The 12,893-nt window shown below is 39.9% G+C and carries 14 protein-coding genes and 1 riboswitch; of the genes, 8 read left to right on the top strand and 6 right to left on the bottom strand.

Features of this window, described 5'->3' with window-relative positions; translation table 11 throughout:
- Positions 1–88: 88 nt before the first annotated feature.
- Entirely contained in the window at positions 89–1,462 is a 1,374-nt protein-coding gene (locus tag B2Y23_RS10670) for an ABC1 kinase family protein (protein ID WP_291354438.1), read from the bottom strand.
- 265 nt (positions 1,463–1,727) lie between these two features.
- A complete protein-coding gene (locus tag B2Y23_RS10665; RefSeq protein WP_291354439.1) occupies positions 1,728–2,033 on the bottom strand; it encodes a hypothetical protein in 306 nt (101 codons plus the stop codon).
- A 227-nt stretch (positions 2,034–2,260) separates the two neighbouring features.
- On the opposite strand from B2Y23_RS10665, the gene B2Y23_RS10660 reads away from it, so the two are divergent.
- The 6 genes from B2Y23_RS10660 (at position 2,261) to B2Y23_RS10635 (ending at position 7,908) form a co-directional block, all read left to right on the top strand.
- Complete coding sequence (locus tag B2Y23_RS10660) at positions 2,261–2,596, top strand: lysozyme inhibitor LprI family protein (protein ID WP_291354440.1); 336 nt, start codon at positions 2,261–2,263, stop codon at positions 2,594–2,596.
- 104 nt (positions 2,597–2,700) lie between these two features.
- Complete coding sequence (gene prmB, locus B2Y23_RS10655) at positions 2,701–3,711, top strand: 50S ribosomal protein L3 N(5)-glutamine methyltransferase (protein ID WP_291354441.1); 1,011 nt, start codon at positions 2,701–2,703, stop codon at positions 3,709–3,711.
- A gap of 12 nt (positions 3,712–3,723) precedes the next feature.
- Positions 3,724–4,809 (top strand): chorismate synthase, encoded by a 1,086-nt coding sequence (aroC, locus tag B2Y23_RS10650; protein ID WP_291370740.1) that lies wholly within the window; start codon positions 3,724–3,726, stop codon positions 4,807–4,809.
- 136 nt (positions 4,810–4,945) lie between these two features.
- A complete protein-coding gene (locus tag B2Y23_RS10645; protein WP_291354443.1) occupies positions 4,946–5,479 on the top strand; it encodes a GNAT family N-acetyltransferase in 534 nt (177 codons plus the stop codon).
- Between the two features lie 188 nt (positions 5,480–5,667).
- Positions 5,668–5,757, top strand: a riboswitch (glycine riboswitch).
- Positions 5,758–5,904: 147 nt separating this feature from the next.
- A complete protein-coding gene (locus tag B2Y23_RS10640) occupies positions 5,905–7,149 on the top strand; it encodes a D-amino acid dehydrogenase (RefSeq protein WP_349679438.1) in 1,245 nt (414 codons plus the stop codon).
- Between the two features lie 111 nt (positions 7,150–7,260).
- Entirely contained in the window at positions 7,261–7,908 is a 648-nt protein-coding gene (locus tag B2Y23_RS10635) for a flagellar biosynthesis protein (RefSeq protein WP_291354444.1), read from the top strand.
- Positions 7,909–8,256: 348 nt separating this feature from the next.
- Here B2Y23_RS10635 and B2Y23_RS10630 read toward each other — a convergent pair whose 3' ends face one another.
- Complete coding sequence (locus B2Y23_RS10630) at positions 8,257–8,907, bottom strand: A1S_1983 family putative colistin resistance protein (RefSeq protein WP_291370738.1); 651 nt, start codon at positions 8,905–8,907, stop codon at positions 8,257–8,259.
- Positions 8,908–9,006: 99 nt separating this feature from the next.
- Here B2Y23_RS10630 and ispF point away from each other — a divergent pair, with 99 nt between their 5' ends.
- On the top strand, positions 9,007–9,498 hold the full coding sequence (ispF, locus tag B2Y23_RS10625) for a 2-C-methyl-D-erythritol 2,4-cyclodiphosphate synthase (RefSeq protein WP_291370736.1): 492 nt from the start codon (positions 9,007–9,009) through the stop codon (positions 9,496–9,498).
- On the opposite strand, the gene B2Y23_RS10620 is transcribed toward ispF, so the two are convergent.
- The 3 genes from B2Y23_RS10620 to B2Y23_RS10610 all read right to left on the bottom strand — a co-directional run bounded on the left by B2Y23_RS10620 (position 9,486) and on the right by B2Y23_RS10610 (position 12,181).
- Positions 9,486–10,010: a protein tyrosine phosphatase family protein gene (locus B2Y23_RS10620; RefSeq protein WP_291370734.1), complete on the bottom strand. Its 525-nt coding sequence runs from the start codon at positions 10,008–10,010 to the stop codon at positions 9,486–9,488. The genes ispF and B2Y23_RS10620 overlap by 13 nt on opposite strands.
- A 62-nt stretch (positions 10,011–10,072) precedes the next feature.
- Positions 10,073–11,164, bottom strand: coding sequence for a 3-deoxy-7-phosphoheptulonate synthase (locus B2Y23_RS10615; protein WP_291354544.1), 1,092 nt, complete (start codon positions 11,162–11,164; stop codon positions 10,073–10,075).
- Positions 11,165–11,290: 126 nt separating this feature from the next.
- Positions 11,291–12,181 carry a sulfite exporter TauE/SafE family protein gene (locus B2Y23_RS10610; protein WP_291354448.1) on the bottom strand — a complete coding sequence of 297 codons (891 nt, stop codon included), beginning with the start codon at positions 12,179–12,181 and terminating at the stop codon, positions 11,291–11,293.
- A gap of 225 nt (positions 12,182–12,406) precedes the next feature.
- On the opposite strand from B2Y23_RS10610, the gene B2Y23_RS10605 reads away from it, so the two are divergent.
- Positions 12,407–12,893, top strand: a 487-nt coding sequence (locus B2Y23_RS10605; protein ID WP_414632125.1) for a lipid-A-disaccharide synthase, incomplete at its 3' end; no start/stop codon positions are given.

Below are 12,893 nucleotides of genomic sequence, written 5' to 3'. Positions count from 1 at the left end.
AATAGTATTTATTTTTTGAGATTGAAAGCTTAGATTGAAAAGTGAAAATTGACTAGAATGACAAAAAAATCATTCTAGTCTTTACTGCTTATAGAAAATGCGTCACCATTTTTCGTACATTGGTTTTTGCATCAATGACGGTCATAAAGGTGTAGGCACCAATAAATTTACGGCTAATAAACATAAACTCTTTAGGCGGCACACTGAAATAACGCGATGCCATTGATTTGGACGCTCGTTGCATGACACGGCTATGCAATTGGCTTTTTTTCCAGTCATAGCGCTGATTTGCATCCATCACACCTTCAGGCAAGTCTGGATTATTTATCAGGCTACTAAAGGCTTCGGTTGCCAATAAAAACACTTTAGCCATATCGGGCTTAATGCTTTGCGGAATTGAATCGAAGAATTCATAGCCCGTCATGGCATGAACCATCTCATCAAGATTGTGGTCATAACCGGCTTTAATCAGATTACGGGCGACTTTCAGCAAATGTTCATCAAACTGGCGGATTGCCCCAAAATCTAGTAATACAATCTGGTCTTGACCTTCTGCACCATCTCCCAAACGAACCAAGTAATTGCCAAAGTTTGGATCAGTCTGCATTTCACCCCATTCAAAAATCTCACGCACAGCAATCTCGAGAGATGCTTCGCCTAACTGGTTACGACGTTCTTGAGGCAGAGACAGCATCACAGGACTATTGATTGGTACACCACGTTCAAAAGTCATGCACAGCACTTGATCGGTACAATATTCATCTACAATCTGCGGCACGATATAACGCGGATCATCTTTTAAACGTTCGGCAAAGCGGCGTGTGGTTGCAGCTTCAATTTGATAATTGACTTCACGATGCATCATTTCACGAACTTCATCAAACCATTGATCAAATTCACGGGTTTGCGGCACCATACGGGTCAGTTTGAGCATATTCTTAAATAGGCTCATGTCTGAATCAATTGCATCAGCCACGCCAGGATACTGGATTTTTAATACGATTTCTAAACCATCCGAGTTGCGTGTAGCACGGTGTACTTGTGCTAAAGAAGCTGTGCCCAAAGGTTCACGGTCTATGGTTAAATCATGCAACTTAGGTCCAAGTTGCTGTTCCAGTTGGTGTTTGATGGCAGGCCATGCAAGCGCAACAGTTTGATTGTTTAAGGTATTTAAAGCTTGAGTAATTTCTTCAGGTAAAAAATGTTCACCATACAGTGCCATCATTTGCCCGATTTTTACGATTGAACCTTTTAATTTGCCAATTTCAGAAACAAGATAATCAGCTTGTTCTTTCATGGCTTTTTTACGTTTCTTTTCTTTTTCTGCTTCGCTTGAAAATATGGTGGTTGCACTAGATGCAGCCCAACGCGTTCCTGCGAGTAAGGAGGCTTTAGCGATAGATAAGCGTCGATCCATGGAAGAAGTTTTGAGTTGTTTAAGCTTATCGTTCTGATCTGACATTAAACAAAATCCTTTAATCAGCAAGTCGCAGAATATTTAATTGTAGCGGATATTACCGTTTATTCACGTATTAAAAAAGTTCAACGTGCTGAATGGAGAGTAAATATGTTTAATATTTAATTTATTTTCCATTAAAAAGTGTCACCGTAGTTAAATAAAGTAAATATCTAGTTAATCCTTAAGCTTCAATCCTGCAACCCCAATGATATGCCTCAAGATGAGCAGGGGGCGGGCGGTAAAGCGACGCTTAGAGATGAGCGCATATTTACATGCGAAATTGAACTTTAAACTCACCTTTTTGCTTTAACAAATTTTTATTGTCTCGAATATGTTTAAAAATCATGGCTTGAACGGTGTCATGTTGAAAGCCGAGAGCATAACCTTTAACAATAATGATGCTGGGTAAACTAAAAAACAGATATTTTGCGTCATCTTCTGATGGACTGTTATGAATGGCATGTTCAATTAAAGTCTGTTGAAAGAATTTCTTTTCGCTCTGTACCTGAACAGAATCAATATCATTCCAGTAGTTTTGGCGCATTGCCATTAAGTTATTGTGCTTGTAGCTCATAACAAAAAGTATTTAGAAAATAATGAAAACTATATAAGGTCATTCCAGCTAGATTCAATAGCCAAAATGTTGCAAGGTTTGTTGTGCTTTGACTTAAACTCCGGTGATATAGGAATCTTCACTGCTTTGTTGTAGTATTCCTAAATAAATAAAATGAATACTATTTAAAATTGAGTCATTTAAGACAGGGGAATATGATGCGATTTTTAATGCCAGTGATTTTCAGTATGGCTGCTTTAGCTTCAACTTCAGTTTTAGCCCAAGGATATTCTGACGAATATAAAAGATGTCTAAACACATCTTATGGTCAAACTGAAACAGTCAAAAAATGTGTAGAAAAAGAGTTGAAAAGTCAGGAAAAACTTTTAAAAAAATATTATGAAAATTATTTAAAAAACAGTGGTAATAATCAAAGTTACGTTAAGCAGCAACACAAAATTTGGCAAAATCGGGTTAATCAGCAATGCTATTTAAAAGTGACCTCGAGCTTGCTTAAAGTCAAACAGGAAAAATGTGTTTTAGAAATGACAATGGAACGTGCTTACTATTATCAAATTAAATAAATGGCGCATAGATTATTGTTTTAATCTGCTTGAAACGTTATAAAAACCAATAAAACAAGGTATCATAAGGCGCTTTAAAAAATTTGACCTTGGAGATGCCTTAAGTGGATCAACTGACAATTAGCCCTGAACATTTACAGGAAGCCGCTGAAAACCTGACAACTATTCGTGATTTTATCCGTTTTGGTGTTTCAGCTCTACGTCAATACGATGCACACTTGGGTCAAGGTACAGAAGACTTTTTTGCAGAAAGTTCGGCTTTAGTATTGCAAACACTGGCCCTGGACTGGAACGCAAATCCAGAAATTTTAGATGCGAAATTACTGCCAAGTGAAAAAGCTGAATTTATCAGTTTGCTGGAACGTCGTATCAATGAAAAAGTACCAACTTCATATTTGTTGAATCTGGCATATTTCTGCGACAAACCTTATTACGTGGATGAACGTGTGCTGATTCCACGTTCGCCGATTGCTGAATTGATCAATCAACGCTTTGCACCATACTGCCTTGATGAAAATGGACAAATGCGTGAAGCTTTGAACAATCTTCCTGAAAATAATAATCCGCAAACCCCACGTCGCATTTTAGATATGTGTACCGGTTCGGGCTGTATCGCGATTGCCTTGGCTTATGCCTTCCCTGAATCGGAAGTGGATGCAACCGATATTTCTAAAGAAGCTTTAGAAGTGGCGTCGATTAATGCTGAACATCACAATATGCAATATCAGGTTGCATTGATGGAATCCGATTTATTTGCAAAAATTCCTGCTGAAAATCAATATGATTTAATTGTGTCTAATCCTCCGTATGTGGATGCGGAAGATATGGCTGATTTACCGGCTGAATTTTTACATGAGCCAGAACTTGCACTTGCTGCAGGTCAAGACGGTTTGGATTTAGTTCGTAAAATGTTGGCGCAAGCCGCGGATTACTTAACTGAAGATGGCTTGATTGTCATTGAAGTGGGTAATTCTGAATGGGCGATGAAACAGAACTTTAATACTGTAGATTTCCATTGGTTAACTTTCCAAAAAGGTGGTTCGGGTATTTTTGCTTTAACCGCAGAGCAATGCCGTAAATACCGTGATTTATTTGTACAATCTGTTCAAGCATAAGGAGTTTTGAACATGGCAGGTAATAGTATTGGACAACTGTTCCGTGTAACGACTTGTGGTGAATCTCATGGCGTTGGCCTGATGGCAATTGTCGATGGTGTGCCGCCTGGGATCGAACTGACTGAAGCAGATTTACAAAAAGATTTAGACCGCCGCAAACCGGGGACCTCTAAATTCGCGACCCAGCGTAAAGAGCCGGATGAAGTCGAAATTATTTCCGGTGTATTTGAAGGTAAAACAACAGGTACATCGATTGGTTTATTGATTCGTAATACCGACCAGAAATCAAAAGATTACGGCAATATTGCGCAAACTTTCCGTCCGGGTCATGCAGACTATACCTATACTCAGAAGTATGGTTTTCGTGACTATCGCGGTGGTGGCCGTTCGAGTGCGCGTGAAACTGCGATGCGTGTTGCAGCGGGCGCGATTGCCAAGAAATTCCTGTTTGAAAAATTCGGTATTGAAATCCGTGGTCATGTGACCCAAATCGGTACTGAAAAAGCAGAAAAACTGGACTGGAATGAAGTGCCAAATAACCCGTTCTTCTGTGGTGATGTTGATGCGGTGCCGCGGTTTGAAGCATTGGTAACTTCATTACGTGAGCAAGGCACAAGCTGTGGTGCACGTTTAGAAATTATTGCTTCTAAAGTACCAGTCGGTTGGGGTGAACCAGTATTTGATCGTTTAGATGCTGATGTTGCCCATGACATGATGTCAATTAATGCCGTGAAAGGCGTGGAAATTGGTGATGGTTTTGGTGTGGCTGAGCAGTTCGGTCATGAAACCCGTGATGAACTCACAACAGATGGCTTCCTGGCGAACCATGCTGGCGGTATCTTAGGTGGTATTTCTAGCGGTCAGGATATTCGTGTTTCGATTGCGCTGAAACCAACTAATTCCATTACAACTCCGGGCAAAACTATTACCATTAACCGTGAAGATACTGATGTCCTGACCAAAGGCCGTCATGATCCTTGCGTGGGTGTACGTGCAACCCCAATTGCTGAAGCGATGCTAGCAATTGTTTTGATGGATCACTTCATGCGTCATCGTGCACAAAATGCCGATGTGGTTGCCCCATTTGCACCGATTTAAAACGAAGTAACTCGTTAAGGTTACGAGCTCTAATGATCAAAAAACCAGACTTAAAGTCTGGTTTTTTTTATGGATAAAATTTTGTTTGATGATACTTTGTGATAATTTTCTTTTAATTCATTTTTTTAGAAAAATAATGCAGCCATTAAAATATAGACTGGCAAATGCCAGTGATGTTGAAAGCCTAGTGGCTTTGATCAATCAAGCATATCGCACCCATACAGATTCAAGCTGGACCAGTGAACAGAAAATTGTCGCGGGAGATCGAATCAATCATCAGCAGTTATTGGAAAGTCTGAACCAGCAGAATTTTTCTCTATTTGTTGCTGAAATGGTTGAGGATTTAGAAACTGCTTTAGTGGCCTGTATCGGTTTAAGCTTTCAGCAGAATAGCGTAGAAATTGGTACTTTTTGTGTAGCTTCGGATTGGCAAAATCAGGGCATTGGAAAACATGTTTTAAAATATGCTGAGAAAATGGCTTTAGAACGCTGCCCAACGTTAAGTCATTATGAAATGTGGGTGCTGGATGCCAGAACAGAGCTGATTCAATATTATGAACGCTGTGGCTATTCAAAAACAGCATGTATCGAGTCTTATCCCATTCATTCCAATGTGGGGCAGCCATTGATTGATTTGCGCTTACAGCATATGTCCAAGTCTATCTCTTAAGTGAAGTATGTAAAGCGTTTAAACAGTGCAGACTATCCATAAAATAGCCTAAGCTTAATTACTTAAGTTAATTGATAAATTTATTAAGTTTTTGAAAAATATATTTATTTGTATTTTAATAACAGTGCTTAACAAATATATGAATTTAGTGCTCGCGCATGGTATAAAAATTGCTCATATTAAGATAAGTAATTATTGCAGGAGAGATGTTCTTCTGTGAACACGCCGAAGGAGCAACGACCCCGGAAACTCTCAGGCAAAAGGACTGTAATAATTTCAAAAATCTGGAGAGAAGCATATTCAGTCAATATGCTCACCGAAGGGGATGGTCAGCGTTATTTATTATAACGATGTGATCGAAGCTCTCAGGTAACCATGACAGATGGGGCTCAGAGAAATGTCTTTACATTTCCAAGGAGAGTCGTATGTGTCATATCGTTGTGATCGGGGCAGGCATTACCGGGGTTACCTCCGCTTATGAGCTGGCAAATCTGGGCTATAAAGTCACCGTTATTGATAAACATTTATATCCTGCCATGGAAACTTCATTTGCCAATGGCGGACAGCTTTCCGCCTGCAATGCAGAAGTCTGGAACCAAAAAGCCACAGTACTGAAAGGTATTAAGTGGATGTCCAATAAAAATGCCCCATTATTACTCAATCCTTCATTTGACTTGCATAAATATGGCTGGTTGATGGAATTTGTCGGCAATATTAAACATTATGAAACCAATACCCGCGATACGGTAAGAATGGCTTTATTGGCACGTGAACGTTTATTCGCTATTGCTGAACAGGAAAATATTCAGTTTGATCTGGAAAAACGCGGCATTCTCCATTTTTACCATAGCAAACTGGATTATGAAGTCGCGACTCGGGTAAATACTTTACTGATTAATGGTGGTTTGGAAAGAATTGCGGTAACACCAGAGGAAATTAAAAGCATAGAACCCAGTTTAAAGGGAGATTATTACGGGGGTTTTTATTGTCCGGGAGATGCAACGGGTGATATTCATAAATTTACCAAAGGACTTGCAGAAGCCTCGGAAAAATATGGGGTGAAATACCTGTTTGGCACGGAAGTGATGGATGTAAAACACCATAAAAAAGGCGTCACTGTGCTTTACCATGCCAGTAATGAAAACATGCATTCAGATGCAGCTGTGATGGAATCGCTGGAAGCCGATGCCGTGGTGGTGTGTGGCGGTGTTGAAAGTTATCACTTGGCAAATTTATTGGGTGATCGCGTCAATGTTTATCCTGTGAAGGGATATTCAATTACTCTAAATTTAAATGATGAAGACAGCGTGAAAAATGCGCCGTGGGTGAGCCTGCTGGATGAAAGTGCAAAAATTGTTTCTTCCCGTCTAGGTGCAGACCGTTTACGAGTTGCGGGAACGGCCGAGTTTAATGGTTATAACCGTGATATCCGTGCAGACCGTATTCAACCGCTGACCGATTGGGTGAACAAGAACTTTAATATTACCACTGAAAATGTCATCCCTTGGGCAGGTTTACGTCCGATGATGCCGAATATGATGCCGATTGTACGCCGCGGGAAATGTGAACGGGTTTTTTATAATACAGGGCATGGCCATTTAGGTTGGACTTTGTCTGCGGCTACAGCGGTGATGATTAGTCAAGAAGTTGCTTTACAACATCCGGTTTGAATGAATAAAAAAGCATGGAATATTGGTTTCATGCTTTTTAATATATAAAGATTCATTATTTGAAGATGATATAATAATTTGATTTTTATGGCTTTAAAATAATGGATACTTATGAATATCTTTTCAAAAATTGTATTAAGCTCGGTTTTAATTGTGGGGATGACGGGATGTGTGTCTACCCGTGGACTGGTATCTTTAGAATCACCAGTGAAACAGATGAGTGCACAGCAAAGTAATTCTAAAACTGCGGTAATTAAAATAGTTGAAGATAAACGTGTCTTTGAAGACAAGCCGAAACAGGCCAATATTCCTTCGCTTAAAGGTGGATTAAAGAAAGCGACAGCAGCAGATAAAGCTAAAGCGATTGCACGTAAGCGTAATGGTTATGGTAAGGCCATGGGTGATATTTTCTTAAGAGATGAAACTGTAGTTTCCGTTTTCGAAAAACGGATTGAATCTGCTTTATTGCATTCGGGTTATACAGTTGTGCCAGCGGCACAGGCTCAAAAGCCAGATTTGGTGTTAACCGTTAAAGTAGACAAGTTCTGGTCATGGATGCAGCCAGGTTTTTCTTATGTAACACTTAATACCGAAATTGAAACTGAAATTTATGATGCCAATAACAGTGCTAAACCGCCTATTCGCACTTATACAAAAATTTCTAAACCAACGGCAATGGCAACAGGCTCACGCTGGATAGTCACCATGAATGAAGCCTTAAATGATTATGAAAGCCGTTTGGTTGATCAATTGAAATAATTTAAGCCTTTAAATAAAAACAGAGGCAGGATGTCCAGTTCCATCGTTGAAGTCCTGATACTAGATTCGCGAGTGTGGCAGGGATGCCACACATTCCCCATCACGACAGGATGTCGTGTATGGGGAATAAAGACTTTTGCCTACTTTTGGTCTGTCAAAAGTAGGGTTCAGCCTATACAAAGTCATTTAAGTTTTTTAAAGAAAAGAAAAGGCTGTGGAAAATTAAATATAAATAAATATCAAACGCTTAAAAATAAAGTCATCATGTTGATTTAGTACTGAAATAAAATTCAAATTATGGGACAGCACTGGCATGATGCCTCTGTTTTTAATAACGCAAGAAAATGTTTAATCATACATGCGATAGATACCTGCAAACCGTTCACAACCCTTTTGCTCAGTTGTAACCGATAAAATCGCCTTATTAAAATCAAAATGATATTTGCAATCGTGTTCGTTATCGGTGATCTCACTTTTTTGGTCAGAGTTGGTATAGGCCAAAAAAGGAATCGTTTGGGTTTCTAATTTATTGTTCGGGTTGCGGTAGGCCACGCCTTCAATTTTAATTTTATCTTTAGTCAGTTGATGAACCTGTAAATGTACCGGTTGACTGGCAATTTTTCCATTTTCAAATTTTAAATAATGATTGGTAAGACTTTGGTTGAGTGAGGTATAAAAATTCAGATCTTCAATGCGCAGTTCAAATTGTTGCTTATAACATTCCAGACTTTTACATTGCTGTAAACGTTTAAACCATAAAGTATGGGTATCTTCCAATAAATGAACCGGTGCATCACTGACCAGAAAAGCGGTGATATAGTGATTGCTGAGCTTCTCTCTCGATTCGGCAAAATTGTCAGCACAAATCGTTTTTAAGGAAGAGGTTTTGGGGCTAGAGCAATCTATTTCTTGAGCAAAAGTCATAGTTGAGCACAAACAGCCAATACTGAATAATGTGCCTAATGTTTTAATGAGATTAATTTCGGTATTCACCAGCATGATCGCTTATAATTTCACTATGTTGCGCTGCTGTAACTATAGCGAAATAGAAAGCGTGAATACAACATTTCAATCATTTATTTCTTAAGGATGCTTAACGTGGTCGCACAAATTCGAATTGGTCAGGGAATGGATGTACATGCCTTTGAAGAAGGTGACTTTGTCACTTTGGCGGGTATTAAAATTCCTCATACGCAAGGTTTAAAAGCGCATTCGGATGGCGATGTCGTATTGCATGCTTTATGTGATGCCTTGTTGGGAGCCTTGGCTTTAGGCGATATCGGGCAGCATTTTCCAGATACCGATGCAAAATTTAAAGGTGCTGATAGCCGGGTCTTGCTTAAACATGTGTATCAGCTGATTTTAGACCGTGGATACACACTGAACAATGCAGATATTACTGTTGCCTGTGAACGTCCAAAACTGGCAAAACATAATCTGGAAATGCGTCAAAGTATTGCCGCTGTATTGAACGTAGATGTGACCCAAATTAGTGTTAAAGCAACGACGACCGAAAAATTAGGATTTACCGGGCGTCAGGAAGGAATTTTATCCACTGCCACCGTGTTAATTTCACATCAGCCAAAATGATCTGGATGCATTAACGACTGCTGTAATTCCTGGGTAGCTTTACGACCTTGCAGTTGTAGGGCTACTGCATGGATGAGACCGGTCCAGGTTTCATTCGGTTCCCAAATGCTATGCATCAGCTCTTGCGCCGTAGACATGTCCATATCCATGTAGTACTGGCGGTATAAATACATCAAACTGCTGACATGATAATTGGTCGCACAGTGAACCCAGACCATTTGATCTTGGACTAAATGATTGAGCAGATCTAATATCAGTAAGCATTGATCATCAGAAGGCGTTTCTGGTGAAATGGGAAACTGAATATAATTTAAACCTAAATCTAAACAAATCTTATCTTCATGCTCTAAATGCTGCTCTGCATCAGATAATGCCAGATTCACAATAGAGGTGACACCGTATTCTTTAATCAGCTTGAGCTGTTCTGCATTAGGCTGGGCAGAGGTGAATAGATGTTCGTGAATAAACTGGAAATTTTCAATGTGACTGAGTGCATTTTCAATTTCATTCATAAGATAAAATTTCCTCAGGTTAATGTAGAAACGCCATCTGTTCAGATGGCGTTTTAAATCACTTAGCGATTTGGTAAAACGTCTTTCAATGCTTCGTGCATATCGAGCAGGGCTTTTTCAGTGGTTTCCCAGTCGATACAGCCGTCAGTCACTGACTTGCCATATTCTAGATCATCCAGGTTATCAGGAATATCCTGACGACCACCTTTCAGATGACTTTCAACCATAATACCGACAATCGACTTGTTGCCATCCTGAATCTGTTCAGTGATGTTTTTCAATACCAGCGGTTGCAGGTACGGGTCTTTGTTAGAGTTGGCATGACTGGCATCAATCATGATTTTGTTGCTGACTTTCGCTTTGGCCAAAGCATTTTCAGCGTCTGCAACAGAACCTGCATCATAGTTAGGCTTGCCATTACCGCCACGTAGTACTACATGTGCGTACTGGTTGCCACTGGTACGAATCACCGAAACCTGACCTTGATCATTCAGACCGAGGAAGCTGTGACCGTGTTTCACCGACTGCATGGCATTGGTTGCTACGGTTAAGCCACCATCGGTACCATTTTTGAAACCTACAGGTGAAGATAAACCTGAAGACATTTCACGGTGTGTCTGGCTTTCAGTGGTACGTGCGCCAATTGCGGACCATGAAATTAAATCTTGATAGTACTGCGGTGAGTTCGGATCAAGGGCTTCAGTGGCACAAGGTAATCCTTTCTCGTTCAGTTCCACTAAAAGCTGGCGACCGATACGCAGACCTTTTTCAATATTAAAAGAGTCGTTCATGTCCGGGTCATTAATTAGACCTTTCCAGCCTACAGTGGTACGCGGTTTTTCAAAATAAACCCGCATGACGATATAAAGTGTATCTTTAACTTTTTCACTTAAAACTTTGAGACGATCAGCATATTCGTGCGCAGCAACAGTGTCGTGAATTGAACAAGGACCAATCACCACAAATAGACGCTTATCTTTACCATCCAGAATATTGCGAATAACTTCGCGTCCTTTAAGCACGGTTTGATAGGCTTGATCAGTCAGAGGTAACTCTTTTTTTAATTCAGCAGGAGTTACAAGAGGCTGAATGCTTTGTACATTCACGTCGTCGATGTCAGATTGTGTAATAGGTTTTGACTGTAGTGTATTCATTGCCGTCACTGGTTCGATCATACAAAAGTTTATTCTTAATCTGAATATAACACGAATGTATGTTCACAATGTTATAAAAAAGATCAATATATAGGTCAAAAAAAAGTGATGAATCGTATAGTTAAATTAAACTTTCATTGCTTTTTCAATAATGATCACTTGCGCTGTAGCCGGTTTTTCTACAGCTTTTGCCTTGACTGGATGCAGCATAAAATTCATGCCTAATGCAAATAAGGTAATGCCCAGAATCTTACGGATAATTTTTTCTGGCAGACGGGAACTGATTAAAGTTCCAATGATAATGGCTGGAATTGAACCGACCAGTAACCATCCGAGCAAATGCAAATCTACATTACCGGAACTCATGTGTCCAAGACCCGCGACTAAAGTCAAAAGCACGGCATGCACGACATCGGAGCCAATAATACGAATCATTGGTAAATTCGGGAACATCAGCACCAGTGCCATAATACCGAAGGCACCTGCACCGACTGATGAAAGGGTTACAAATATACCCAGTACAATACCCATAATAATTATATAAGCACGTTTGTCTTTCGCACGAAAATTGACCTTTTCTAAATCCTGCGTCATATCCAGAGCTTCATCTTTACGGAACTTGTTAAAGAAGCGTTCAATGTGACCACGGAATACAATAGAAATACCGGTTAAGGTCAACATGAAACCTAAAACCATGGTCAAAACAGCTTTGTAACTGCTTGATTGACTGAGATAGTTTTCTAATACCCAATGGGTTGCAAATGATGCGGGGATACTGCCTACAGCCAGCCAGATGACAATCGGCCAGACAATATTCATTTTTTTTGCATGAACTAAAGATCCGCAGAATTTTGAAATTGCCGCATACAGCAAGTCGGTCCCGATGGCGATGTGAGGTTCGATTCTAAACAGGCTGATCAGGATCGGGGTCATTAAGGAGCCGCCACCCACACCTGTAATGCCAACGCAGAAACCGACCAACACACCCGCTAAAATAAATTCCAATGGACCAAACATGTTTATATGCCAAATATCAAAAAACGTGCATATGTTATGACTTTTTCATATAAGTCGTTGTCTTGATTATTGATTTGCTTATTCTAAAAAAAGAAATAGAAAATGGCGTTGATCAGCAGGACGATAAAGCCTCATTTCTGAGGAGAAAAAATCGCTTTGCACCGCTATCATGATTAATCTGAAAGATCAGCTATGTTAAACTTTAAAAAATTTGAGGATAAACACTTGCAAAATCGGAAGCTTAAAATCGGTATCGTGGTCGGGGAAGTGTCTGGAGATACGCTTGGCGCTAAACTCATCCGTAGTTTTCGTGAGCAAGGAATTGATGCCGAATTTGAAGGCATCGGTGGTCCGCAAATGATTGCAGAAGGCTTTAAAAGCTATTATCCGATGGATATTTTATCGGTGATGGGCATTGTTGAAGTCTTAAAAGATATTAAAAAACTGTTTGCAGTCCGTGATGGACTGGTCGATATATGGACTAAAGAGCCAGTGGATGTCTTTGTCGGGATTGATGCACCAGACTTTAATTTGCGCTTATCTAAAAGCTTAAAACAGAAAAATTTACCGATTAAAACTGTACAGTATGTCAGTCCTTCAGTTTGGGCATGGCGACAGGGGCGGGTACATGGCATTAGAGCCAGTATTGATTTGGTGCTGTGTTTATTTCCGTTTGAAAAAGCCTTTTATAAAAAATTTGATGTGCCAGCCG

This window comes from Acinetobacter sp. UBA5934, from assembly GCF_002430855.1.
Classification (GTDB): Bacteria; Pseudomonadota; Gammaproteobacteria; order Pseudomonadales; family Moraxellaceae; genus Acinetobacter.
The sequence above is the reverse complement of the archived record's forward strand: the minus strand, read 5'-3'. Positions and strand labels throughout refer to the sequence as shown.